We start from the raw sequence: 24,341 nt of genomic DNA on the forward strand, positions 1-24,341 counted from the left end.
CAGCGCCATGCTGGGGGAATTGCTGAAAAATCAGGATGCACAGGCTTTGCGGGCTAAGAACCGCATTGTCATGATTGTCTATGGCGCCGGTTTATCATTATCGCCAATAGGACTTTTAATGGTTCTTGATGCCCACGGCTGGGCAGTCGCTTTGGCCACTATGGCAGGGATTGTGCTGTCGCTGCCTTTTGCCGTGTTGAGTTTGCGTAAGACTAGTGCGCCTTCGGACCGCTTGATTGCCTTGCTGCTAGTCAGTCTTGGCCTGCCGATAGTCTGCCTGATATTCTGGCGCTATCTCAATGATTTGGCTGACGGGCAGATTGATCTGAATTCTTACCGAACCTGGCGCTATGTTGTCGGTGGTCCGTGCGTTATCCTGGGCTCAATGTGGCTGTATTGGCGTGAACTTAAACGCCTGCGTCGCTCATCGCTGAGCGTTAGCCAAACCGTCCGGTAATCGAGAACCGCGGTCCGCCGGCATAGGGCGCCACGCTGGCGATGCTGCGCGGCTGGTCACCGGCGAACAACGATAGATCGTTGAAACGCGGCATGATGCCACCCTCGATATCGCCTGAGGGCGAATGGAACAGCATCTGGCCGCCCCAGTCCGAGCGCCACCCTTGCGTGAAATTCCATTCGAAGCACAGTCGCGCTGACTGGTCAGTATGCTGGGTGAAAAAGTCGCCATTGCGATAACAGACGGCATCGAGCGAGGCCAGTTCGAGGCCGCTGAGGCCGGTCAGTTGGCCGCAGAAGGCCGCGAAGGCTTCCGATTTCAATAGGTTAGACAAAGGTGCGAGGGCGATGGTGTCCTCGTCTATCAGGTCGAGGCCGAGGCGAAGATAGGAGAGGCCGGTCTGGGCGCGCTCGGCGGCATCCTGCAAACGGGTCTGGATAATATCCGGCGACAGGGTGTCGAGTTCGGCGCGCGACAAGATGGCGGGCTTGCCTTCCTTGGTGACGATCTGGAGATCCCACGGCGTCTGCTGTTCGAGCGCAAGATGCACGGCCAGCGCGTCGTCGGCGGGCAGGGCGCCTTCGAGGCGGATGCGGCCCTTGCCGGTGAAGCGGCTTTCGTAGCCGGCAAGGTCGAACTGATCGGTGAGCAGGGTGGGCATGGGAAGACCTCGCAGAAGCGGCCCCCTCCGTCGCGGACTTCGCCGCGACACCTCCCCCGCTGCGCAGGGGAGGAGGGTGTTTCATTATTATACCTCCCCAGTTTTACTGGGGAGGGGGACCGCGCCGTTTACGGCGTGGTGGTGGGCTGTCTTGCTTTAACTTAAGCGCCAAATACGCGGGCAAAAATCGTATCGACGTGCTTGGTGTGGTAATCGAGATTGAAGAACGGCTCCAGTTGTTCGCGTGTGAAGAACTTTGACACATCTTCATCGGCAGCCAGGAAATCGAGGAAATTGCCTTCGCCGCGCCACACCTTCATGGCGTTGCGCTGGACGGCCGAATACGAATCCTCGCGCGACATGCCCTTCTGCGTCATGGCCAGCATGACGCGCTGGCTGTGCACCAGACCGCCGAGACGGTCGATGTTCTTCTGCATGTTGTCCGGATAGATCAGCAGGTTATCGACGACATTGGCCAGGCGGCGCAGGGCGAAATCGAGGTGGATGGTGGCGTCCGGCGCGATGCCGCGCTCGACCGAGGAATGCGAGATATCGCGCTCGTGCCACAGGGCGACGTTTTCCATGGCGGGCACGACGGCCGAACGGACCAGACGGGCGAGGCCGGTCAGGTTTTCGGTCAGCACCGGATTGCGCTTGTGCGGCATGGCCGAGGAACCCTTCTGGCCGGGCGAGAAGAATTCCTCGACTTCCAGAACCTCGGTGCGTTGCAGGTGACGGATTTCGGTGGCCAGACGCTCGATCGACGAGGCGACGACACCGAGCGCCGCGAAGAAGGCGGCATGACGGTCGCGCGGGATGACCTGGGTCGAGACCGGCTCGACCTCAAGGCCCATTTTCTCGGCGACATAGGCTTCGACTTCGGGCGACACATTGGCGAAGGTGCCGACGGCGCCGGAAATAGCGCAGGTGCTGATCTCTTCACGGGCCACCACCAGGCGCTTACGGGCGCGGGTGAACTCGGCATAGTAGCCGGCCAGTTTGAGGCCAAAGGTCACCGGCTCGGCGTGGATGCCGTGCGAGCGGCCGACCGTCGGGGTCAGCTTGTGTTCCAGCGCGCGCTTCTTGAGGGCGGCCAGCACCAGATCGACATCCTCGATCAGCATATCGGCCGATTTTTGCAGTTGCACGGCGAAGCAGGTATCGAGCACGTCCGAGGACGTCATGCCCTGGTGCAGGAAGCGCGCTTCGGGGCCAACGATTTCCGAAACGTGGGTCAGGAAGGCGATGACATCGTGCTTCACCGTGCGCTCGATCTCATCGATGCGGTCGGCGTCGAACGGCGCGTCCTTGCCCTTTTCCCACAGCACTTCGGCGGCTTCTTTCGGGATGACGCCCAGTTCGGCCATCTTGGTGGCGGCGTGGGCCTCGATCTCGAACCAGATCTTGTACTTCATCGCCGCGTCCCAGATGGCGGCGGCTTCCTTGCGGGCATAACGGGAGATCATGGGCGATACCTTACAGCTAGAAACGATGGTCGCGGTGGGAATGGGAAGATGGGGCGGCAATGTCAAGCGTAAAAGCATTGGCACGCGTTTCAAATATGGCCAGAAAATGAAGTTAATTTACGCTTTGCAGGTGTGCGGGCTTGGCGCAAGGGTTTATAAAGGGTTAATTTTTAGGCAATTGCGAATCTGCGAAACTTGAGGGTGCTGTTGTGCGTAAGCTTTTCCTGAAATCCGGTGTTGCTGTGCTGGCCGTGGTCAGCGTGGGGCTGGCCATGCCTGCTTTGGCGCATACGCACAAGCCGACCGTGCATCCTGTATCTAAGCGGTTCGACCGGGAGTCGCGCGTCGCCGCCGAACGGACGGTGACGGTGATCCAGACCGGCACCAGCGCCGCCGAACCGGTACAGGGGGATGTCGGCCAGATCATAACCATGACCGAAGCGGCGCCGGTGGCCTGCCCGAGCGGGCCGGTCGGCTCGCCGGAATGGCAGCAGGTGCCGGAAGAACTGCGCAAGCACGCCATTCCCGGCCAGTGCTTCTCGCGTCTGTTGATGCCGCCGAAGAGCGAACGATATGTCGAGCATGTCCTGGTGTCGCCGGAACGCGTCGAAACCCGCCGTATCCCGCAGGTGGTCGATATGGTCGATGAGGACGTCATGGTCCGGCCGGAACGGGTCGAGCGCCGTGTCATCCCCGCCGTCAGCCATATTGAGACGACGACCGAGATCGTCCGCCCGGCCAGCTTCCGCGAGGAACGTATTCCGGCGCAATACGAACTGCGTACCGAACATGTCATGGTTAGGGATTCGCGCCGCGAGTGGGTGCGCACCGATGGTATCCCGACCGAAGCCGCGATGGTGACCGCCGGCGATTATGACCCCGTGCGCTATCGGGATGACGGCAGCCTGAGCTGGCCCGGCAAATATCAGGACGGGACGCCGGAAGCGGCCAGCTATGAGCCGCGCGACCCGTCGATCTGGTGCCTGAAGGTCGTGCCGGGCGTCTATGAAGACCGCACCACGCGCGTCGAGGTGGCGCCGGCCAGCATCCGCCGTATCGAAATCCCGGCGGAGACGCGTCAGGTCCGCCATACAGTGATCGATGCGCCGGAACGCTACGAAGAAGTGGTTATTCCCGCCGTGATGGAAAAGCGCCGCGTCCGCCGGGTGACGCAGGAAGCCCGCACGGAAACCTATACCGTGCCGGCCGCCTATGATGATGTGACCCGCGAGCGCATCGTCGGCGCGGCGGAACCGGTGTGGCGCGAAGTCATCTGCGGCAAGAACACTTCGCAGCAGAAGGTCATGGAGGTGCAGCGCGCCCTGGCCGCCAGGGGCTATAATCCCGGCCCGATCGATGGCCAGCTTGGCCGCCAGACGGTTAGCGCCATGCAGAAGTTCCAGGCCGATAACGGCTTGCCGCAGGGGCAGCCTTCGGTCGAGGCCGTGCAGATGCTCGGCGTGCCGCTGGTGCCGCTCAATCGGAATTAAAATACTACAAAAAGGGGGCCGCGGCGCGTTTTGGGGTTCAAAACGCGCCGTTTCCATGTCTATCCTCTGGAAAAAAGGGAGCGGACATATGAATCGTCGGGAACTATTCAAGAGCGCCAGCGCACTGGCCGTGGCCGGATTTCTGCCGAAAATGGCCTTTGCCAGCACGAACGGACCGGACGACCCCAATACGGGACCGCGCGAAACCCTGTTGCTCGACAAGGGCTGGCGGTTCCATGATGGCGATATCCCCATGCCGGTGCTGATCACCCACGACCAGACCTATAATGCCGCCAAGGCCGGCCGGGCGCTCGGCGCCGCCAGCCCATCCTATGACGACAGCGACTGGCAAGAAGTCACCCTGCCGCACGATTTCGTCAGTTTCCAGTCGATCGAAAACGGCACCAATGTCGACCAGGGGTACCGCCGGCGCGGCATCGTCTGGTATCGCAATCACCTGAAGTTCTCGAACGCCGATCGGGGCAAGCATATCGAACTACAACTCGACGGCATCGCCACCTTCGCCACGATCTGGTTCAACGGCACGCTGGTGGCGCGCAACTGGAGCGGCTATAATTCGACCTATATCGACCTGACGCCCTATGTGATCTATGGCGACGGCGACAATTCGCTGGTGGTTCGTGTCGACGCCACGGCCATGGAAGGCTGGTGGTATGAAGGCGGCGGCATCTACCGCGACGCCTGGATCGTCAAACGCAACCCGGTCCATATCGTGACCGACGGCGTGTTCGCGCATCCGGTGCCTGACCCGAAAAGTCCGGCGGACTGGAAAATCCCTGTTGAAGTCATGCTCAATAATGCCGGCAAGTCCGCCACCGAGGTGACGGTGGTGAGCGAACTGTGGGATGGCACCATCGGCCTGCTGGCGACGGAAAAGACAACGGCGACAGTCGCGCCGCTTGGTAATGCCGTGGTCCGACTTGATCTCTTCTATAATCGTCCGCGCTTGTGGAGTCCTGCCGATCCTCAGCTTTATAGAGTCGAAACCTATATCCTGAACGGCGACAAACGCCTTGATGCCGTCACCGCCACCTGCGGCTTCCGCACCGAGCGCTTCGACGCCAAAACCGGCTTCTATCTCAATGACAAGCCGCTCAAGATCAAGGGCGTCTGCCTGCACCAGGATCATGCCGGGGTTGGCTGCGCCGTGCCGGAAGGTGTGCTCGATTTCCGCCTGCGCAAGCTGAAGGAATTGGGCGCCAACGCCATCCGCTTCTCGCACAACGCCCAGAACAAGACCCTGATGGACGCCTGCGACCGCCACGGCTTCCTCGTCATGGCCGAGAATCGCAACTTCAACGCCTCGCCGGCTTATCTCGAACAACTTGAATGGCTGGTCCGCCGCGATCGCAATCACGCATGCGTCTTCCTGTGGTCGGTGTTCAATGAAGAACCGATGCAGGGCACCGAGCAGGGCTATGAGATGGTCCGCCGCATGAGCGCGGTGGTGAAGGCGCTCGATACCTCGCGTCCGGTCACCGCCGCCATGAATGACGGCCTGTTCACCGCGCTCAATGTCTCCGATGCGGTGGATGTCGTTGGCATCAATTACCAGCAGCATCAGTATGACGCCTTCCATGCAGCGCACCCCGATATCCCGATGTTCTCCTCGGAAGACACCTCCGCCTTCATGACGCGCGGCGAGTATAAAACCGATACCCAAAAGCACATCATGGCCAGCTATGATGATGATGACGATGCCGCGCCGTGGGGCGAGACGCATCGTGCCGCCTGGAAGGAGATTTCGGCGCGTCCCTTCGTCGCCGGCACCTTTGTATGGACCGGCTTCGATTACCACGGCGAGCCGACGCCGCATACCTGGCCGACCAACAGTTCCTTTTTCGGCATCATGGATCTGTGCGGTTTCGAGAAAACCGCCTTTTCTATCCATCAGGCGCAGTGGATCGATGACAAGCCGGTGCTGGGACTGGCGCCGCACTGGAACTGGCAGGCGGGCGATAAGGTGCGGGTCATGGCCTGTTCGAATCTCGATGAGGTCGAACTATTCGTCAATGGCAGGTCCGCCGGTCGGCAGGCCGTTGACCGGCTGAACATGAATTACTGGACGGTCGATTATGCGCCTGGCTTTATCGAGGTGCGCGGCTATAGGGGCGGCAAGGTCGTGTCGAAAGTACGCAACGAGACAACCGGAAAAGCTGTCGCGCTAAGGCTTGTGAAAGACCGCCAGACCCTGACCGGCGATGGCCGGGATGCCATGCCGGTTCGTGTGGAAGCGATTGACGCCAAGGGTCGGGTGGTGCCTGACGCCAATCATAAGGTGACGTTCGGCGGCACGGCGGCGATCATTGGCCTCGGCAATGGCGACCCCAACTGCCTGGAAGCCGAGAAGGGCGATACGCGCTCATTGTTCAATGGCCTGGCGCAGGTCATCATCCAGGCACCGGATATGGCCGGTAATCCGGCCGGGCTTGTCAATCTTGTGGCGAAAGCTGACGGACTGAAGCCGGCCAATATCGAAATCCGGTTGGACGCGCCCAAAGTCGCGATCCCGCATCAGCCAACGACGGCGCCGATGATGGTGCTCGATAGCTGGTTCCGCGCGCCGGACGCCACTGAACGCCCCGACCCCAACCAAAAGGCCGCCGATACCGATATGAATTCCTGGGCGTGGTTCCGGCCCGGAGAGCTTTTCGGTGCGGCGAAAGCTGACGGTTACAGTCTGGTGGCGGCCAACTATACGCCCTTCGCCAGTGTGCAGAAAGCGGGCGGCAGGATCACATTCGCCAGCATTACCGGCGCCTGCGAAGTCTATCTCGATGGCCAGCCGATCGGTAAAAAGGATGACCCGGCGCCGGGGCCGCTGACCGTCACGATCCCGCCCTTCGCGGGTGCGCGCCGCCTGAGTATCCTGTTCAAGGTGACGACGGGGGCGCCTTTCGGCTTTGGCGATCTTATTCGCGTCGGTGGGCCACCAGGTGCTTGAAACAGGTTTGTCAGGGGACTAGCCTCGGTCGAGTCGTTTTGGAGTGTCCCGCATGTTTGATCTCAACAGTCTCGATCCGTTCATCGGTTACTGGTCTGGTGAGAGCGAAATCGCTCCCAATCCCTGGTCGACAGGCGGCACGAAACGCGGGCGTTGGGGGGTTCGCTTCGACACTGCCCGCAAGAACGTGATTTTTAATTACGAACAGAGTGGGGCGGACGGCGCGGGTTTCGATGGGCACGGTGTTTTTTGCGCCGATCCGGATTCCGAAAACCTGTACGGATTCTGGTTCGATGACCGGGGCTTTCCCCCTTTCAATCCCTTGCGGGGACAGTGGCAGGATAACCGCCTGGTCCTGCTCAATGAGACGCCACGCGGGCATGGGCGCTGGACCCTGTATGTCGAACAAACCGTGCTTCACTATGAGATTGAAGGGCATATGCCTGAGCAAGAGGCCTATTCGGATATATTGCGTGGGCAGTATCATCGCACTTAGGGTAATGCGGAGAACGCCTTGTCTGTAAGGCTTTTAACCGTCCTGACCAGGCGTTTTTGGGGTGGAAATGAATATTTTGTGTCTGGCCCTGGGCGGTTTCGCTATCGCCACCGCATCAAATACGGGCTAGAGTCCGCCATGCTGGCCTCATCCTCCCCGAAGCCGGCGATAGCGTAACTGTCAGAATGGCCGGCGCTTTAGCGCTTTGCCGTTGGGCCGGGCTAATTTCACGAGGATTACAGTGAGCACCAGATTATACGATACGGCCTGGGTCAGTGTTGAAGGCGTAGAACAACCTCTCCAGGTACAAAAGGACCGGCGCAATCCGGCGGCCTTTATCGTTGGCGACTATTCATACGACATCGATGGGCGGCCTTTGGCGTCGCAAGGCGCGGTGCCGAAGATACTGAACCTGCACAGCCTGCAATCCGCCAAGGAAGCCGGCCTGAAGATCAATATCGATGTCGGCGCGGCCTATCCTGAACCGCGGGACTTCCTTTAAAACGCCCCGATTTGTTTGAGGCTGGCCACGCCTTCGCGGCCGATGATCAGGTGATCATGCACGGTGATCTTGAGGGGTTTGCCGGCCGCCACGATCTGCTTGGTCATATCGATATCGCCCTGGCTGGGCATCGGATCACCACTTGGGTGGTTATGGACCAGGATCACCGAGCTTGACGACAGTTCCAATGCGCGGCGCATGATCTCGCGCGGGTAGGCCGGTGCGTGATCGACTGTGCCGTGCCCCATGATTTCGTCGGCGATCAACTGGTTTTTCTTGTCAAGAAACAGGATGCGGAATTGCTCGCGCGGTTCATGGGCCAGTGTCACTTTCAGGTAAGAGACCAGCGCCGACCATGAAGATATCACGGTCGAGCGTTTCAGCGGTTCGGCCACCATGCGGCGGGTCGCCTCGAACATCAGCGCCAGATCGAGCGCGATATCGGCGGTCATGCGCAGGGCCTTGCCCTTGTTATCGACCGCCGAAACCTGCAACATGTCTTCGAGCGGCGCCGAAAGCGCGGCGGGCAGCGAACCGAAGCGCGCCAGCAGCGCCTTGGCCAGCGGCTTGACGTCGCGCTGCGGGATCGAGCGGAAGAGAAACAGTTCCAGCAGTTCGTAATCGGGCAGGGCGGACACGCCGCCAAGCCGTGCCCGGTGGCGCAGACGATGGCGATGGCCGCCATGATCGGGCAGGGGGATCGGCTCCGCTGCCGTATCAAAGAAGCTCGCGGCTTCTTCCAGTGCGTCGTCGGCCATGATCCCCCCCGTTTCGACGTTTTATCCCAGGACGGGGAGCGGCCTGAACTGGCCGGTGGGCGAGGCGGTGAACAGTTCAACGCCGTCGTCCGTCACGCCGCAACTATGTTCGCATTGAGCGGTCAGCATCTTGTCGCGCGTCACGGCGGTCCAGCCATCGTTCAGCACCTTCACATCCGGCTTACCGAGATTGATCATCGGCTCGACGGTGAAGAACATACCTTTTTTAAGCACCGGACCGGTGCCGGCCTTGCCGAAGTGCAGGACATTGGGATTGTCATGGAACACGCGACCGACGCCGTGGCCGCAGAAATCACGCACCACCGAACAGCGCTGTCCTTCCGCATATTTCTGGATGGCGGCGGCGATATCACCAAAGGTATTACCCGGCTTGATCTGCGCCAGGCCGAGCGCCATGGCGTCGTAGGTGACATCGATCAGGCGCTTCGCCTTGGGCGCCACAACGCCGACCTCATACATGCGCGAGGTATCGCCGTGCCAGCCGTCGACGATGCAGGTGACGTCGATATTGGCGATGTCGCCTTCGCGCAGCGGCTTGTCCGACGGGATGCCGTGGCAGACGACGTGGTTGGGCGAGATACAGACCGTATGCTGGTAGCCGCGATAAAACAGGCAAGCCGACAGCCCGCCATGGTCGGCGATGAATTCCCGCGCCAGGTCGTCGAGGTACGCGGTTTTCACGCCGGGCACCACATGGGGGATGAGCATGTCGAGGCATTCGGCGGCGACGCGGCCGGCCTTTCTCATGCCGGCAAAATCCTCATCAGTGTGGATTCGGATCGTTTCGGAGCGGAGCATATAGTCGGAATCTGTGTTCATGGTGGCAATATAGTCCGGTCGCGACACTAAATCCAGTGGCCAACAAGACAACTTACCCACGTCAAAATTTAACCTTTGGTTAACCGGCCTCTGGCGGCAGGACACGGATCAGCCTAAATGAGGCGGTACCACTGGGGTGTAAGGTGGGCGGGAGCGAATAATGTCTGATGCGCGTATTCTGGTATTCGGTAATGAAAAAGGCGGGGCGGGGAAATCGACCGTCGCCATGCACGTCGCTGTGCATCTGTTGCATCAGGGCAAGCGCGTGGCCTTTATAGATCTCGATCTGCGCCAGCGGTCGCTCGGCCGTTTCTTCTCCAATCGCGCCAAGTGGGCGACGGCCAACGAGAAAGACCTGCCGATGGCTTTCGAGCCGCACCTGCACGACAAGCCGGCGTCTCTGCTGACCGTGCCGGAAGCCGAGGCGCGTCAGGCGTTTGATCGCGCGCTCGATGAAGCCATTGAAAACGCCGACTATATCATCGTCGATACGCCGGGCGGTGATCACGTCCTGTCGCGCCGCGCCCACGCCGTGGCGCATCTGATCATCACGCCGATGAATGACAGCTTTATCGATTTCGACCTGCTGGGTGAGGTCGATCCGGTGACGCTCGATGTCAAGCGGCCGTCGATCTACGCCGAGACCGTATGGAATTCACGCAAGCAACGTGCCGTCTGGGATGGCAAGTCGATCGAGTGGATCGTCCTGCGCAACCGTCTGGCCGCCAACGAGGCGCGCAATCGCAAGCGGGTGGACGAGCGGGTTCAGGCGCTCGGCAAGCGCGTCGGCTTTGAGGTACTGGCCGGTCTGCGCGATCGCGTGATTTACCGCGAGTTGTTTCCCTTCGGCCTGACCGTGGCCGATCTGTCCGGTGATATCCGGCCGGTGGCGGTGTCGCTGAGCCATATTGCGGCGCGGGCTGAACTGCGCGCGCTGATGGGATCGCTTGGCCTCGAAGCCGGCGAGGAAGTGCCGCATGAGGCCGGCGACCTGGAGGCGGCGGACGCCTGATGGTGTGGGTAGTCGGGGCCATCGCTGTTTTCCTGTTCCTGGCCTGGGTCGGGAAGCAATCGCGTCTCGGCAAGATTGGTGTCGGGCCGTGGATTCGCCAGTTCCGCACCCTGCGCAGTGTGATCAGCATGGGGCTGCTGGTTCTGGGTGTGACCATGCTGATGCGCGGCCTGGTGTGGCAAGGGCTTGTGGCGTTTCTGGTGTCGTTCGTTTTGGGCGGCAGCGTGCGTTATCAGACCTACTTCCGCCAACCGCAGGCACCGGCGACGGCTGCCAGCTACAGCCCTGAAGAGATCAAGGCTTACAACACGCTGGGCCTGGCTATCGGCGCCGACAAGAAGACTGTCAAGGACGCGTGGAAGCGCCTGATGAAGGCCGCGCATCCGGATCAGGGCGGCGATGTGGCTCGCGCCAGTGCGCTGAACGCGGCGCGGGATGTGTTGCTGAAACGCCGTCGCTAAACGAATGGGGTTTGGGGCCCGCGGCCCCAAGTCTTCTCTCTTTCCAAATAAAAGCCCGGTCCAAAAAGACCGGGTTTTTCTTTGGAATAAGGCAAGATTTATGGGGGCACAGCCCCCGGGGGCGCCGAGCCAAACCCCATTCGTTAGGCGTCAGGCTTGATCACCATGCAGTCGAGGTGTTTGGCCGAGATGCTCTTGCAGGCCGCCGACGCCTGCGCCTTGGTCAGGGTGGCGAAGCGTGTGCGATACCAGCCGTTATCGTTCTTGCTGATGTCGGTGGTGCCGGTGGCCAGATGCTGACTGAACTTCGACTTCATCTTCTTAGCCCAGTCAGTGGCCAGGCTCCTGTCCTTGAAGGCGCCGATCTGCACAGCATAAACCGCTGTCGGGTCCTTCTTTTTCTTGCCCTTGGCGGCCTTGGCCGCAAGTTCGGCCTTCTTCGACTTGGCCGTCGGCTTATCCGCCGTGGCGACCTTCACTGCCGGCTTCTTGACGAGGGCAACAGTGTTGGTGGCGGCGCTCAGGGTCTGGACCACGGCCGGCGCCTTGATCGTTGCGCTGGCGCGCTGGACATTATCGTCCGTCGCATTGGCCTGTTCGCTGCCTGCCAGGGTTTCACGCAGTTGCGCGTCGCTGAGGGGCGAACGTCCGCCGACAGTCTGACCATTGTCGGCCAGGATCGTGTAGGGCTGAGGGCCGTCGGGCATCCGCGCTTCGGCATCCATTGCGCGGGTAAATTCGTTCTGAGCGATCTCGATCTTCTCGCCGCGATCCCGGCGCGCGATGACCTCGAAACCGGTGTTCATCAAGGCGGTGACGTGCTCGCGGCGCTGGGTCTTGTTGGAACCGCCCAGCATGACCGCGATCAGGCGGTGGTTATTGCGCACGCCGGAAGCAACCAGGTTATAGCCGGCGGCATTGGTGTAGCCGGTCTTCATGCCGTCGATGCCCGGCATACTGCGCAGCGGGTTGTGGTTGACATAGGTGCGGCCGCGGAATTCCTGCGAGGGCAGGTTGAAATAGTCGTAATACTGCGGATAGTCGCGCATGACGGCGCGCGCCAGAATGGCCAGGTCGCGGGCGGAAGATATCTGGCGCGGATCAGGCAGGCCGTTGGCGTTGACGAAACGCGTCTGCGTCATGCCCAGGTTCTGGGCGCGGATGGTCATCATGGCGGCGAAACGCTCTTCGGTGCCGCCGACCTTCTCAGCCAGGGCCACTGCCAGGTCATTGGCCGAATAAAGCGCGATCAGCCGCATGGCGGTATCGACATCGATGGTGTCGCCGGGCTTGAGATAGACCTTCACCGGCGCTTGCGAAGCGGCGTGGGCGCTCATGGTGATCTGGTCGGTCGGCTTGAGGGTGCCGTGCGCCAGGGCGTCGAACGCCATGTAGAGCGTCATGATCTTGGTCAGCGAAGCGGGATAACGGGCCGAGTCGGCGCGCTGAGCGTAAAAGACCTCGCCGCTCTGCGCATCGACCACGATGGCGGCGTAGCGGGCATTGCCCGTCAGATCCTGAGCGGCGGCCATCTGCGGCAGGGCGACCACGAATATAGCCGCCATCATGAGCGCAGCGGTTTTCACGCGGTTGCGCCCGTTTGAAAGTGTCTCGCCAGCCCGTTTAAATATCCGCCCGATTATACGCATCAAAGCTATCCTCAACTCGTTACACACGCGATTAGTTTGCCGCCGGACGCCCTAAAACAAGAAAACCCGTTCTTAAAAATAAGAAAACCCAATTCCTAAAAATAAGAAAACAATGTGTTCTCAATGTGAGCGCTATAACATCATAACGTCAGAGGGTTATTCTGTCGTGAATTTTCCTTAACCAAACCTTAAGCTCACCGCATCGTGACCGTTCCCGGGCCATTCGGCGCTGGTTCTGCGGGTTTCACCATGCGATACAACCAGCACGTTCATCAAGATGCCAAGAAACTCCCATATGAGGGGAATTCTACTGTTGCGTTGATTGTAAACTTTTTGTGCACCGCAACATAAAGCTTGACCGTATGTTGCAACTGCGTTATATCAACCATCAACCGGGCAGAAGGTCCGATATCCAAGCGTAATGTTCAGGGATGTCGGGGGATTGGCCCACGCATCATATATGAAAAGGAGTTACCTATGTCGGAAGCTGCTGAAACCGTAAAAGCCACTGTCGAAAAGTTCACCACCGCCGGTAACCAGGCGTTCAAGGACGGCGTTGAAAAGACCCTCGCCGGCATCAACGAAGCCAATGGCCTTGCCAAGGGCAATGTTGAAGCCGTTGTCGAGAGCCTGACCGCCGCCACCAAGGGCGCGGAAACGGTCGGCGCGCAAGCCATCGCCTTCTCCAAGAAGAACTGGGAAGAAGCCGTGACGGCCGCCAAGACGCTGCAAGGCGCCAAGAGCATCCAGGAAGTCATCGAGCTGCAATCGAAGTATGCCAAGTCTTCGATGGAAGCCTATGTCTCCGAACTGAACCTGCTGACCGAAACCCTGTCGGCCTCGTTCAAGGACACCTTCAAGCCGATCAACGCGCGCATGACCGCCGCTGTTGAGAAGTTCCAGTCTTATCGTTAAGACTTCGACCTTCGGGTCCGGTGATTTTAAAAACCCCGCGCCTTGATTGGCGCGGGGTTTTTCCTATTTGGGACTTTCGCTGGCGCGGGCGGACACATGATCTGTCATGCGAGATAGCAATCTGTGATCGCATCCCATTATGTTTTTGAATTTAGGCTCTTAACAGCGCGGCCATTTGGACTATCTTGTAATCAAGCGACTCCGTCATATCTATTAGCGGAGGGTGCGATAAGCACCACAGACACAGAACATATTGAGATGAGACGGGTTTTGACAGACAAACGGCAAGAGACAGTCATGGCGGCTGACAAGGGCACGGTGACGCGCCCCGGCCAGGCGCCCGGCCTGCTGATCGACACCAAGCCCAAGCCGCAAAAGCCCTCACTTTATCGTGTTTTGATCCTGAACGACGACTACACGCCAATGGAGTTTGTGGTTTACGTGCTTGAGCGATTCTTCAATAAATCACGTGAGGAGGCGACGCTGATCATGCTGCACGTCCACCAGACCGGGGTAGGGGTCTGCGGCGTGTATACCTACGAAGTGGCGGAAACCAAGGTGGCGCAGGTCGTCGATATGGCCCGCCGCCATCAACATCCGCTTCAATGTACTATGGAGAAGGATTGAAGAGGGGAAGAGTATAAAGACGGCCGGGATTTTATCTGAATTCTATCTACAGAATTCAGATCAGGTTCAGACTGAAAGGGCCAGGATCAGCATGGTTAATGTCTTAAACCACGCGTTAAGATTTTGGGCACAGAGTTTGAGTTGAGTAACAGCGTTTCAAGTTTTATCGGAGGTCGTCATGCCGTCATTTTCCAGCGCATTAGAAGAGACCCTGCACCGCGCAGTGGGTCACGCCAATGCCCATCATCATGAATATGCGACGCTTGAGCACCTCCTGTTGGCCCTGATCGACGATGTCGATGCGGCGGCCGTCATGAGTGCCTGCAACGTCGATCTCGCCAAGCTGCGCACCGCGCTTGACGCCTACATCGAAACCGACCTGAAATCACTGGTCGAGCCGCAGTCGGAAGAAGCCAAGCCGACGGCCGGTTTCCAGCGCGTCATCCAGCGCGCCGTGATCCATGTCCAAAGCTCAGGGCGCGATGAAGTGACCGGCGCCAATGTCCTGGTCGCCATCTTCTCCGAACGCGAATCGCACGCCGCCTTCTTCCTGCAAGAGCAGGAAATGACGCGCTATGATGCGGTCAACTATATCGCCCACGGTATCGCCAAGAAGCCCGGCGCCTCCGAACCCCGCGTCGTGCGCGGCGCAACGGAAGATAACGCCGGCTCGGAAGACAAGGCCAAGGGCGGCTCCACCGATGCGCTCGCCGCCTATTGCGTCGATCTGAATGAAAAGTCACGCCACGGTAAGGTCGATCCTTTGATCGGTCGCGCCGCCGAGGTCGAACGCGCCATCCAGATCCTGTGCCGCCGCACCAAGAACAACCCGCTGCTGGTGGGTGATCCGGGTGTCGGCAAGACGGCCATCGCCGAAGGTCTGGCCAAGAAGATCGTTGACGGTGAAGTGCCTGACGTTCTGGCCGGCGCCACCATCTACTCGCTCGACATGGGCACGCTTCTGGCCGGCACCCGCTATCGCGGTGACTTCGAGGAACGCGTCAAGCAGGTCGTCAAGGAACTGGAAGCGCACCCCAATGCCGTCCTGTTCATCGATGAGATCCATACGGTTATCGGCGCCGGCGCCACCTCCGGCGGGGCGATGGATGCGTCCAACCTGCTGAAACCGGCGCTGGCGGCTGGTTCGCTGCGCTGCATGGGATCGACCACCTATAAGGAATATCGTCAGCACTTCGAGAAGGATCGGGCGCTTGTCCGCCGCTTCCAGAAGATTGACGTCAACGAGCCGACGCTCGACGATACGGTCAAGATTCTGCGCGGCCTCAAGCCCTATTACGAGACCTTCCACCATCTGAAATACACCGACGCCGCCATCAAGTCGGCGGTGGAGCTGTCGGCGCGTTACATCACTGACCGCAAGTTGCCCGACAAGGCGATCGACGTGATCGATGAAGCCGGCGCCTTGCAGATGGTCCTGCCGGAAAACAAGCGCCGCAAGGTGATTGGTCCGAAGGAAATCGAGTACGTCGTCTCCAAGATCGCCCGCATCCCGTCGAAGTCCGTCTCGCGTGACGACACCACGGCCCTGCGTGACCTGAAGGCCGACCTCAACCGCACCGTTTTCGGTCAGGACGAGGCCATCGAGCAACTGTCAACGGCCGTCAAGATGGCCCGCGCCGGCCTGCGCGACCCGCAAAAGCCGGTGGGCTGCTATCTGTTCTCCGGCCCCACCGGCGTCGGCAAGACCGAGGTCGCCAAGCAACTGGCCGCCACTATGGGCGTCGAACTCCTGCGTTTCGACATGTCGGAATATATGGAGCGTCACACCGTGTCACGTCTGATCGGCGCGCCTCCGGGCTATGTCGGCCATGACCAGGGCGGTTTGCTCACCGATGCCGTCGATCAGCAACCCCACTCGGTTGTCCTGCTCGATGAAATCGAAAAGGCGCACCCGGATATCTACAATATCCTGCTCCAGGTCATGGATCATGGCCAGTTGACGGATGCGGTTGGCAAGAAGGTCGATTTCCGCAATGTCATCCTGATCATGACCACCAATGCCGGTGCTTCGGATAACCAGAAGAACTCGATCGGCTTTGGCCGCGAGAAGGTGACGGGCGAAGACGAACAGGCCATCAAGCGCCTGTTCACCCCGGAATTCCGCAACCGTCTCGACGCCATCGTCACCTTCAAGCAATTGAAGCCGGAAGTGATTTCGCAGGTTGTCCAGAAGTTCATCATGCAACTGGAAATGCAACTGGCCGACCGTCACATCTCGATCGAACTGACCGACGAAGCGGCCGCCTGGCTCAGCGAAAACGGTTACGACGAACTGTATGGCGCCCGTCCGCTGGCTCGCGTCATCCAGGAGAACATCAAGAAGCCGCTGGCCGACGAAATCCTCTTCGGCAAGCTGGTCAAGGGTGGTCATATCCTCGTCAAGCTGACCGATGGCAAGATTGCTTTCGACATCACGCCCTCGCAAAAAGGCGGTGCCGACAAGGCCGGTTCCAAGGCCGAAATCGTAGAGTAGGGGCAGCAGGGGGCCTGCCCCTGCACCCGATACGCTGACAGCGTGTGTTGAAACGTTGGTGGTTAAGTAACAAAAGCCCTTCGGTGCAAACCGGAGGGCTTTTTTGTCGCCAAGCTGTGGGCAATCTGGCAGACATGTCATAAGCGGAGGGGGAATATGGCCGGGACAATTATTTATCCGAGAATCTATGCCTACGGGCTGGTAGCCAAGAGCCTATGGGGCGCTTCATCATGCCTGCTTTTTGTTGGCGGTGTTGCTGGTGTTATGTTTGCCCACCAGATATTTCCCGAAACGAAGGTGTTGTGGATTGCTCAGGCAGGTTGCGCCTTCTTGTTGTTGGTTGGCTTGGGAGCTTTGCTATCGACCTTTCGCGGAAAACTTGTTCTTTATGCCGACCGATTGAAATACTACGGCATGTGGCGTACAAGAATAGTTCGCTTGTCTGAAATCGAGCGTACTGAGCGTGCTTTACAGCAATATGGTCACTTTAACATTACGCTTGTGCTGAAAAACCGCCGTAACGTGCGCATCTGCGATTTTGGCAAGATGGACGATGTTTTGGCGGATTGGCTGAACGCCTTGCCAAATGCAGAAGTTGAAGCTGAGGTAAATCGGCAGGAGCGTTTACTGGCCAACCCGGCATTTGGTGACACACCGGAAGAGCGTGAGCATAGGATAAACCGTGAAGCCAAACTGATCAGCTATGCAGGCTATGCGGGGTGGGGTATCGGTCTTTGGGGCTTCGTGCATCCTCAACCTTATAATATCTGCCTGCTCTCCATGATCACGGTGCCTGGCTTGGCTCTAATTCTCTTGATTTTTGGTCGGCGGCGCTGGTTGTTGAATGAAGACAGCGAAAGCGGCCGATTGGGACTCAGCCAGATCGTTTTTTTACCGGTCCTAGCTCTGTTCTTGCGCGTATTCCTTGACGAGCAATTGTTGGACTGGAGGTCGCCACTTTTGATAGTTGCGGTTGTCACTCTGTTGCTGATCATCTTGGTTAGCTGGATCGAAAACCGGTTTAATCCCAAAGTGATGTGGGCGACCGCAATCATGTACGGCCTCTATGCGTGGTCCAGTCTGGTATTTCTGAATGACTACCTTGATCACGAGAAGCCAAAGACGGTGACGGCGCAGGTACTGGACATGAGCATTTCCACGGGAAAAACGACGACATATACGCTGAACCTGACAGCTTGGGCGCAACATAAAAGCAGTGACGAAGTGACAGTATCATCAACAATTTATAAGCGCCTCCATAAGGGCGATCAGGTATGTATCAAGTTATACCCGGGTAAGTTTGGTTGGGCCTATTACTATGTTAATACGTGTCCTGTATCGCGCAGGCCATGATGAATGATCGCGGTCGTCTCTCGCAATCGTAACCGAAACGCCTACATAAGCTCCACACAATGGAGCTTCGCATGATACCCTTTTCCATCCTCGACCTGTCGCAGATTTCCGAAGGCAGTAGCATTTCCGATGCGCTGGCTAATTCGGCAAGGATGGCGCAGGGCGCGGAAAGCGCGGGATATAAGCGTTACTGGCTGGCCGAACACCACGGCATGCCCGGTATCGCCTCTGCGGCGACGGCCATCGTTATCGCCCATGTCGGCGCGGCGACCAAAACCATCCGCATCGGTTCTGGCGGCATCATGCTGCCGAACCATTCGCCACTCGTGATCGCCGAGCAGTTCGGCACGCTGGAAGCGCTCAATCCTGGCCGTGTTGACCTAGGCATCGGCCGCGCGCCGGGCACCGATATGATGACGGCCCGCGCTCTGCGCCGCAATATGGACGCCGGCGTCGAGAGTTTCCCGAACGATATCATGGAATTGCAAAAACTTCTTGGCGAACCGGATGAAGGTCAGCGCATTCTGGCCGTGCCGGGCGCCAATAGCCATGTGCCCATCTGGCTGCTCGGTTCCAGCCTGTACAGCGCGCAACTGGCGGCACAACTGGGTCTGCCATACGCCTTCGCCTCGCACTTCGCGCCGGAACTTTTGTTCGACGCGCTTCAACTTTACCGCACCCATTTCCGGCCGTCGGCGGCGCTCAACAAGCCGCACACCATGGTCGGCGTCATGGGCGTGGCGGCCGATAGCGACGCCCAGGCCGAATTCCAGTTCACCTCAATGCAGCAATCCTTCGCCAACCTGCGCCGCAATGTCCGTGTGCCGTTCCCGCGTCCGAGCTATGACGCCGTGGCCAGCCTGACGCCCGACGAAAACACCATGATCGATCATATGCTGCGTTACGCCATGGTCGGTTCACCGGCCACGATCGAGAAGCGCCTGGGCAGCTTTCTGGAGCAAACCCAGGCCGACGAACTGATTATCTCCATGCCGATCCACGACATCGGCGCGCGACTGAAATCGGTGGAACTGTTCGCTAGTCTGCCATTTATGCAGAAGGTTGCCTGATCAATCGATACTCATGCCATGAGCTTCAGCTTCCTTTTGATCGTTGATACGCAATTGTTTAGTTGTGCCGATTTTCAGATCGTCATAGGTGCGTGGCGCCACTGAAATCTGCCCGCTTTTGAAGTCTGCACGTTGATCTTCAGTGAGATAGCTGCGTGACAGAAGGCGCCATTTTCCCTGTTTGACGAAGACGGTGAGTTTCTGATCGTCGAGCAGAACAAGTTCATCAGTTTTGTCGTGGTTGAGATCGACCAGCGCTACCTGACAGGCGATTCCGGCGGTGGCGCAATCGGGCAGGTCTTCATCGGATGCGAAGGCTTGGGTCATGAAATCGGCCGGAATGGTCGCGCTCTTCGGGAAGACCACGATCATCTGTTTCGGGTCGGGCGTTCGCACCTCCAGCAAACCGGCTTCCGAAGCCGGGACATAACGGTTGTCATCTTTTAGCGCGGTCGTCTTGATCGCGGCTGTACGGATAACATCCGTCTTGCCGCTTTTGCTCAAACGCTTGAGTTCATCCCGCCCATAAGTGCCCGTTTTAAAGCGCAGAACGCGCCAGTCGAACTTGTCCGGCGCCACCTGACCGCTGTTGACGCGCTCGGCTTGCGATGACGCGCTGAGGCGATAGGGATCAGCGATGGGCGTCAGCACAGCAAAGCAGATGGCCACCATGACAAAAGCCAGTCCGATATTGACTGGCGCCAGCAGGTGCAGCCAACGGCCCTTTGGCATCACCGCGGCCGCCGCATAGCCCAGTCCGTAAAGCACGGCGATAATGACGCCCACCAGCGCCATGACCCGCTCCGGCGTCAGGCCGTATTGCGCGATCCGCAGCCACAGGGACCAGGCTGCCAGGCAGGAGAACACCAGCAGCAGTCCGCAGGCGATCCGCGCCGACCAGCGCAGGATGATATGCGCGGTGCGGTCCTCATCCCCCTGCTGCCAGGCGGCATTGATCAGCAAAACCAGCGCCACGCAGCCGGCCAGAAGCGACGCCGTCGCGGCCTTAGTCTTCCATAGTGGCTCCAATCCGCTGAAACACAGGGAGACAGCGAACAGCAGGCCGATCACCGCGATCACCGGCAGCAGCCACGACAGCACGCCCAATACCAGGGCGCGGAAATTGTGCATCAGCTTCGGCTGGACATCGCCGAGATTGACCGAGGCGGCGATCGCCAGCCCTGAAATCGGCCAGCTGAAATATTCATTGCCGAGCAGGTCCTTGAACCACGAAAAGCCGATAAAGCCGAGCAGGGTGGCGCCTAACCACAGGATCGCCCAGAACAGGGCGGTGAAGAGCACGCTCAGGGCCAGTTGCACGCCGCGTTTCCACGCTTCGTCGAAATAGAGACCATAGGGCGCGATCGGCTTGCCGGCCTGATCAGCGCTGGAAACCAGTTCGTGGCTGATGAACAGGAAGGGATAGATCAGGAAGGACAGGTTGAGAAAGAACGGGTTATAGTCGGTATCAAGATTATGCGCGGCACGGTTCCAGGCGATCAGCGCGATCAGGCCAAGGGCGATCACGCTCCATATGGCCATACTGAGCCGTTTCATCGCGCCGGCGCCGGCCCACAGGATAAAGGCACCCAGGATCAGGGTGCTGGTCAGCACCTGCGCCCATATCGGGATCTGCTTGCCCTCAAGTGCATCGAAACTCTTGATCAGCCAGGCGATGGCCAGCCCGAAAACCAGCCCGACCGCCAGACGGACGATCAGCGCTTCATTGGCTTTCAATGATTGATTATTCATGGTGTTTCCCCGCTTTGATCAGGCGTAACATGAATTCGCTGCAGCGCCTAGATGCGTCCCATGGTCGTCTGGGCGTTGTAGATCTGCTGGATCGGGGCGTTGTCCGGATCGAGCGGCACCATCCGCCATTTGTCACCCTCAGCTTCAAAGCGCACCGGCGCGGCATTGGGACTGGAATACATGTCGTTGAGGAACTTGCGTGTCACGGCGCGGAAGGGGATGCCGTGGAAGACGAACAGACACTTGCCGGTTTCGCGGTAATCATTGACGCAGGCATAAACCCGGTCGATCACTTCCGGCAGGGGTTCGGCGTCCCACGGGTAATGCTTGCCATCGACATCGGCTTGCGGGTTCATATATTCGCGCATGTCCTCGCGGTGCTGATGGACCTCATCGATCGTCATGCCCTCGAACTGGCCGAAATTGCGCTCGATCAGCCGGCCGTCGATCACCGGCTCCAGTCCGCTGGCGGCGCCGACGATCCGGGCCGTTTCCAGAGCGCGGGAGAGGGGGCTGGCAATGATCTTTGTAATGCTCTCGCCCGCCAGTACCTTCGCCGCCACATGGGCCTGCGCGCGCCCGGTTTCGTTGAGCGGAATGTCGGTTGAACCCTGGAGGCGCATCTGCACGTTCCAGTCGGTCTGGCCATGGCGAAGGACGTAAAATGTCATTACAGTTTCGCTTTAATTTTTGCGGCCAGATCATTCAATTCATTGATATCCGCCATCTCACCGCCATGTCTGCCAAGCGTTGCATTGGCCCAGATCGGTATGACGTGAAAGTGGATATGGAAGACGGTCTGGCCCGCCGGTTCCCCATTGAACTGCGCGATGCGAATGCCGTCCGGCATCAGCGCGTCGCGCACGGCCCGACCGATGGTCTGGGTCTTGACGATCAGGTCCTGCAGATCATCCTGCGCGATATCGAACAGGTTACAGGCCGGCACCTTGGGGATCACCAGCGTATGGCCTTTCGATTGCGGAAAGGCGTCCATAAAGCTCAGGGTTCGCTCATCCTCATAGACCTTTACCGACGGAATATCGCCGCTCAGGATTTTGGCGAAGATGTTTTTCGGATCGTATTGGGCGGAAAGGCTCATGATTTACCTGCAATTTGTGCTGATTCCGAGTTTAGAGGACTATGATAACAAGGCCAAGAGGGGTATTAGCTCGGCAATGTTTAATCTCGTACTTGTCATGCTGGGTGGCGCTTTTGGCTCTGCGTGCCGCTATCTGCTCGGTCGCGCCACTGCCGTGTGGTGGCCGCACGAACAGTGGCCGCTGAATCAATGGCCGCTGGGCACCTTCCTGGCCAATGTCATCGGTGGCCTGCTGATGGGCCTGCTGATGGGCTTGCTGCTTGGGCCTCTCAAGGGGATGTTCGATACCGAACGCGCCCGTCTGCTGCTGGGCGTCGGTGTCCTTGGTGGCTTCACCACCTTCTCCTCGTTCTCACTGGAAACCGTCCAGATGTTGGAACGCCGCGCCTACGGGCTGGCCGCCGGCTATGTGACCCTCTCCGTTATTCTCTCTGTTGCCGCTGTGGCTGTCGGCATGATCCTTATCCGAAAGTTTGCCGCATGACCGTCAAGGAAGTCAAAACCCTCTATATCACCGATGGCGAGGACGGTATCCGCGTTGACCGCTTCTTCAAGCGCCGCTGGCCGCACCTCAACCATGTGCAACTCAATAAGCTGTTTCGCTCCGGCCAGGTCCGCGTCGATGGCAGCCGGGTGAAGGCCGATACGCGCCTCGCCACCGGCCAGACCATCCGCGTCCCGCCGCTGCCGGATGCCCCCGATGTCGATCAGCAGAAGCGCGAACGCGCCATGCTGTCGCCGCAGGAAATCCGCTTCGCCCATTCTTTGGTGCTCTATGAGGACGAGGACGTCATCGCCCTCAACAAGCCGCATGGCCTGGCCGTGCAGGGCGGCACCAAGACCAAGAACCATATCGACCGGTTGCTGTCGGCCTGGGGCGAGGGGCTGGAACGCCCGCGCCTGGTTCACCGTCTCGACCGCGATACCTCCGGCGTGCTGCTGCTCGGCAAAAGCCCGCAGGCGGCAGCGCGCCTGTCCGGCGCCTTCGCCAAGCGCCGCGCCAACAAGACCTACTGGGCGCTGGTCGTCGGCAACCCCAAGCCGGAAGACGGCTATATCGACGTGCCACTGATCAAGAAGGGCTTCCACGATCGCGAAATCGTCCAGCCGGCCGAACCGAACGAAGTGGGCGCCGAACAGGCCGAGACGGAATATGTCACCATCTCCCGCGCCGGTCCGCGCGTGACGTGGATGGCGCTGCGTCCGCATACCGGCCGCACCCACCAGCTTCGCGCCCATATGCAGGCCATCGGCCATAGCATCCTTGGCGATCCGAAATACGGCAATGAGGCCAGTGCGCAATTGTCTGAAGGCCTGGGGCTGCAACTGCACCATCGTCGTATCGAACTGCCGCACCCGACCAGCGGCACACTGATCGTTGAAGCGCCGCTCGATAAGGTCATCAAGGCCGGCTTCGACCGTTTTGGTTTTGATGAGCACGAGGCGGAGGTTGATCCGTTTGCCAATCAGAAGAAAAAGAAGCGATGAGTTTGTCTCCAAAGACCAATCCTTCATTGGGCTTTGGCAAGCACGACCGTGCGCCCGAGCCTTTGCGAGGTAAGCCCGCGCGGCTTGAGCGCAAAAGAATGGCTGTATGGGACGTCGATGGGACGCTGATCGACAGCCGGTCGTCAATCTTCCGCGCGGCGGTCGAGGCCGCTCATGCGATCAATATTGATCCGCCGACCTATGATGACGTACGCGCCATCGTTGGCGTGTCGCTGTTCGATGCCCTGGCCATGATGCGCCCTGATCTCGATCATGAAACCATCGCCGCCTATACCCACGAATTCCAGCAGACCTTCCTGCGCTTTCATGCCGATCCGGATTTCAGCGAGGACCTCTATCTTGGCGCCGAAGATACCCTGCGCGCCCTGAAAGCCGAGGGCTGGCTGATCGGCATGGCCACCGGCAATTCGCGTCGTGGCGTGACCCGCACCGTGGCCAAACATGGCTGGGGTGATCTGTTCGACGTTACCTTTTGCGCCGATGACGGCCCCTCCAAGCCGCACCCCCACATGCTCCAGCGTAATCTCGATGTGCTCGGTGTCGCCACACATGAAGCGGTGATGATCGGTGACGCCAGCCACGATATGAAGATGGCCCGCAGCGCCGGTGTGAAGGCTATCGGCGTCTCCTGGGGATTCCATACGGTGGAGGAACTGCAAGGGGCTGGCGCGCATGAGATTGTTCATGACTTCACCGAACTGAAGACGCTTCTGGATGCCTTCGAGCCGGAATTAATGTCTGAACCCAAACGCGCAAGATATTGAA

General features: G+C 59.3%; 24 protein-coding genes. 16 read left to right on the top strand and 8 right to left on the bottom strand.

Annotated elements, in window-relative coordinates; genetic code table 11:
- Nucleotides 1-7 precede the first annotated feature (7 nt).
- Nucleotides 8-457 carry a hypothetical protein gene (locus VL130_RS11950; protein WP_325363147.1) on the top strand — a complete coding sequence of 150 codons (450 nt, stop codon included), beginning with the start codon at nucleotides 8-10 and terminating at the stop codon, nucleotides 455-457.
- On the opposite strand, the gene VL130_RS11955 is transcribed toward VL130_RS11950, so the two are convergent.
- The gene (locus VL130_RS11955) at nucleotides 438-1,118 is read right to left on the bottom strand and encodes a 2OG-Fe(II) oxygenase family protein (protein ID WP_325363148.1); all 681 of its coding nucleotides are present in this window, start codon (nucleotides 1,116-1,118) and stop codon (nucleotides 438-440) included. The two genes, VL130_RS11950 and VL130_RS11955, sit on opposite strands and share 20 nt — an antisense overlap.
- Before the next feature lie 161 nt (nucleotides 1,119-1,279).
- Entirely contained in the window at nucleotides 1,280-2,584 is a 1,305-nt protein-coding gene (gene purB / locus VL130_RS11960; protein WP_325363149.1) for an adenylosuccinate lyase, read from the bottom strand.
- Here purB and VL130_RS11965 point away from each other — a divergent pair.
- From VL130_RS11965 to VL130_RS11985, 5 genes are all read left to right on the top strand, one after another.
- Nucleotides 2,583-2,783 carry a hypothetical protein gene (locus VL130_RS11965; protein ID WP_325363150.1) on the top strand — a complete coding sequence of 67 codons (201 nt, stop codon included), beginning with the start codon at nucleotides 2,583-2,585 and terminating at the stop codon, nucleotides 2,781-2,783. The genes purB and VL130_RS11965 overlap by 2 nt on opposite strands.
- A 10-nt stretch (nucleotides 2,784-2,793) precedes the next feature.
- On the top strand, nucleotides 2,794-4,074 hold the full coding sequence (locus VL130_RS11970; protein WP_325363151.1) for a peptidoglycan-binding domain-containing protein: 1,281 nt from the start codon (nucleotides 2,794-2,796) through the stop codon (nucleotides 4,072-4,074).
- A gap of 88 nt (nucleotides 4,075-4,162) precedes the next feature.
- Nucleotides 4,163-7,039 carry a beta-galactosidase GalA gene (galA, locus tag VL130_RS11975; protein WP_325363152.1) on the top strand — a complete coding sequence of 959 codons (2,877 nt, stop codon included), beginning with the start codon at nucleotides 4,163-4,165 and terminating at the stop codon, nucleotides 7,037-7,039.
- A 52-nt stretch (nucleotides 7,040-7,091) separates the two neighbouring features.
- Nucleotides 7,092-7,535 (top strand): hypothetical protein, encoded by a 444-nt coding sequence (locus tag VL130_RS11980; protein WP_325363153.1) that lies wholly within the window; start codon nucleotides 7,092-7,094, stop codon nucleotides 7,533-7,535.
- Nucleotides 7,536-7,776: 241 nt separating this feature from the next.
- Nucleotides 7,777-8,037 carry a hypothetical protein gene (locus VL130_RS11985; protein WP_325363154.1) on the top strand — a complete coding sequence of 87 codons (261 nt, stop codon included), beginning with the start codon at nucleotides 7,777-7,779 and terminating at the stop codon, nucleotides 8,035-8,037.
- On the opposite strand, the gene radC is transcribed toward VL130_RS11985, so the two are convergent.
- Together radC and map are read right to left on the bottom strand one after the other, a co-directional pair.
- Nucleotides 8,034-8,795 (bottom strand): RadC family protein, encoded by a 762-nt coding sequence (gene radC, locus VL130_RS11990; protein ID WP_325363155.1) that lies wholly within the window; start codon nucleotides 8,793-8,795, stop codon nucleotides 8,034-8,036. The two genes, VL130_RS11985 and radC, sit on opposite strands and share 4 nt — an antisense overlap.
- 21 nt (nucleotides 8,796-8,816) lie before the next feature.
- Nucleotides 8,817-9,635, bottom strand: coding sequence for a type I methionyl aminopeptidase (map, locus tag VL130_RS11995; RefSeq protein ID WP_325363156.1), 819 nt, complete (start codon nucleotides 9,633-9,635; stop codon nucleotides 8,817-8,819).
- A 160-nt stretch (nucleotides 9,636-9,795) separates the two neighbouring features.
- Between map and VL130_RS12000 the strand changes: the two genes are divergently transcribed.
- Both VL130_RS12000 and VL130_RS12005 read left to right on the top strand, forming a co-directional pair.
- Complete coding sequence (locus VL130_RS12000; RefSeq protein ID WP_325363157.1) at nucleotides 9,796-10,647, top strand: division plane positioning ATPase MipZ; 852 nt, start codon at nucleotides 9,796-9,798, stop codon at nucleotides 10,645-10,647.
- Nucleotides 10,647-11,108 carry a molecular chaperone DnaJ gene (locus VL130_RS12005; RefSeq protein WP_325363158.1) on the top strand — a complete coding sequence of 154 codons (462 nt, stop codon included), beginning with the start codon at nucleotides 10,647-10,649 and terminating at the stop codon, nucleotides 11,106-11,108. The genes VL130_RS12000 and VL130_RS12005 overlap by 1 nt, the downstream gene beginning before the upstream one ends.
- Nucleotides 11,109-11,251: 143 nt before the next feature.
- Here VL130_RS12005 and VL130_RS12010 read toward each other — a convergent pair whose 3' ends face one another.
- Complete coding sequence (locus tag VL130_RS12010) at nucleotides 11,252-12,694, bottom strand: D-alanyl-D-alanine carboxypeptidase (protein WP_325363159.1); 1,443 nt, start codon at nucleotides 12,692-12,694, stop codon at nucleotides 11,252-11,254.
- Between the two features lie 540 nt (nucleotides 12,695-13,234).
- Here VL130_RS12010 and VL130_RS12015 point away from each other — a divergent pair.
- The 5 genes from VL130_RS12015 to VL130_RS12035 all read left to right on the top strand — a co-directional run bounded on the left by VL130_RS12015 (nucleotide 13,235) and on the right by VL130_RS12035 (nucleotide 19,216).
- A complete protein-coding gene (locus VL130_RS12015; RefSeq protein ID WP_325363160.1) occupies nucleotides 13,235-13,672 on the top strand; it encodes a TIGR01841 family phasin in 438 nt (145 codons plus the stop codon).
- Between the two features lie 297 nt (nucleotides 13,673-13,969).
- Nucleotides 13,970-14,299: an ATP-dependent Clp protease adapter ClpS gene (gene clpS / locus VL130_RS12020; protein WP_325363161.1), complete on the top strand. Its 330-nt coding sequence runs from the start codon at nucleotides 13,970-13,972 to the stop codon at nucleotides 14,297-14,299.
- A 178-nt stretch (nucleotides 14,300-14,477) separates the two neighbouring features.
- Entirely contained in the window at nucleotides 14,478-16,793 is a 2,316-nt protein-coding gene (gene clpA / locus VL130_RS12025) for an ATP-dependent Clp protease ATP-binding subunit ClpA (protein ID WP_325363162.1), read from the top strand.
- A 156-nt stretch (nucleotides 16,794-16,949) separates the two neighbouring features.
- Nucleotides 16,950-18,146 carry a hypothetical protein gene (locus VL130_RS12030; protein WP_325363163.1) on the top strand — a complete coding sequence of 399 codons (1,197 nt, stop codon included), beginning with the start codon at nucleotides 16,950-16,952 and terminating at the stop codon, nucleotides 18,144-18,146.
- 71 nt (nucleotides 18,147-18,217) lie between these two features.
- Nucleotides 18,218-19,216 carry an LLM class flavin-dependent oxidoreductase gene (locus VL130_RS12035; RefSeq protein ID WP_325363164.1) on the top strand — a complete coding sequence of 333 codons (999 nt, stop codon included), beginning with the start codon at nucleotides 18,218-18,220 and terminating at the stop codon, nucleotides 19,214-19,216.
- Here VL130_RS12035 and VL130_RS12040 read toward each other — a convergent pair whose 3' ends face one another.
- Genes VL130_RS12040 through VL130_RS12050 form a run of 3 tightly spaced genes read right to left on the bottom strand, consistent with a single transcriptional unit; the run spans nucleotide 19,217 to nucleotide 22,067 of the window.
- Nucleotides 19,217-20,968 (bottom strand): DUF4153 domain-containing protein, encoded by a 1,752-nt coding sequence (locus VL130_RS12040; protein ID WP_325363165.1) that lies wholly within the window; start codon nucleotides 20,966-20,968, stop codon nucleotides 19,217-19,219. It lies immediately after the preceding gene.
- 47 nt (nucleotides 20,969-21,015) lie between these two features.
- A complete protein-coding gene (locus VL130_RS12045) occupies nucleotides 21,016-21,639 on the bottom strand; it encodes a histidine phosphatase family protein (protein ID WP_325363166.1) in 624 nt (207 codons plus the stop codon).
- Nucleotides 21,639-22,067, bottom strand: a complete 429-nt coding sequence (locus tag VL130_RS12050; protein WP_325363167.1) for an HIT family protein — start codon at nucleotides 22,065-22,067, stop codon at nucleotides 21,639-21,641. The genes VL130_RS12045 and VL130_RS12050 overlap by 1 nt, the downstream gene beginning before the upstream one ends.
- A 76-nt stretch (nucleotides 22,068-22,143) precedes the next feature.
- Between VL130_RS12050 and crcB the strand changes: the two genes are divergently transcribed.
- The 3 genes from crcB (at nucleotide 22,144) to VL130_RS12065 (ending at nucleotide 24,340) form a co-directional block, all read left to right on the top strand.
- Entirely contained in the window at nucleotides 22,144-22,551 is a 408-nt protein-coding gene (gene crcB, locus VL130_RS12055) for a fluoride efflux transporter CrcB (RefSeq protein WP_325363168.1), read from the top strand.
- On the top strand, nucleotides 22,548-23,555 hold the full coding sequence (locus VL130_RS12060) for an RluA family pseudouridine synthase (RefSeq protein WP_325363169.1): 1,008 nt from the start codon (nucleotides 22,548-22,550) through the stop codon (nucleotides 23,553-23,555). The genes crcB and VL130_RS12060 overlap by 4 nt, the downstream gene beginning before the upstream one ends.
- A gap of 98 nt (nucleotides 23,556-23,653) precedes the next feature.
- Entirely contained in the window at nucleotides 23,654-24,340 is a 687-nt protein-coding gene (locus VL130_RS12065) for an HAD-IA family hydrolase (protein ID WP_325363170.1), read from the top strand.
- The last annotated feature ends 1 nt before the right edge of the window (nucleotide 24,341 follow it).

This window comes from Asticcacaulis sp., assembly GCF_035497195.1.
In the GTDB taxonomy this organism is placed as follows: Bacteria; Pseudomonadota; Alphaproteobacteria; order Caulobacterales; family Caulobacteraceae; genus Asticcacaulis.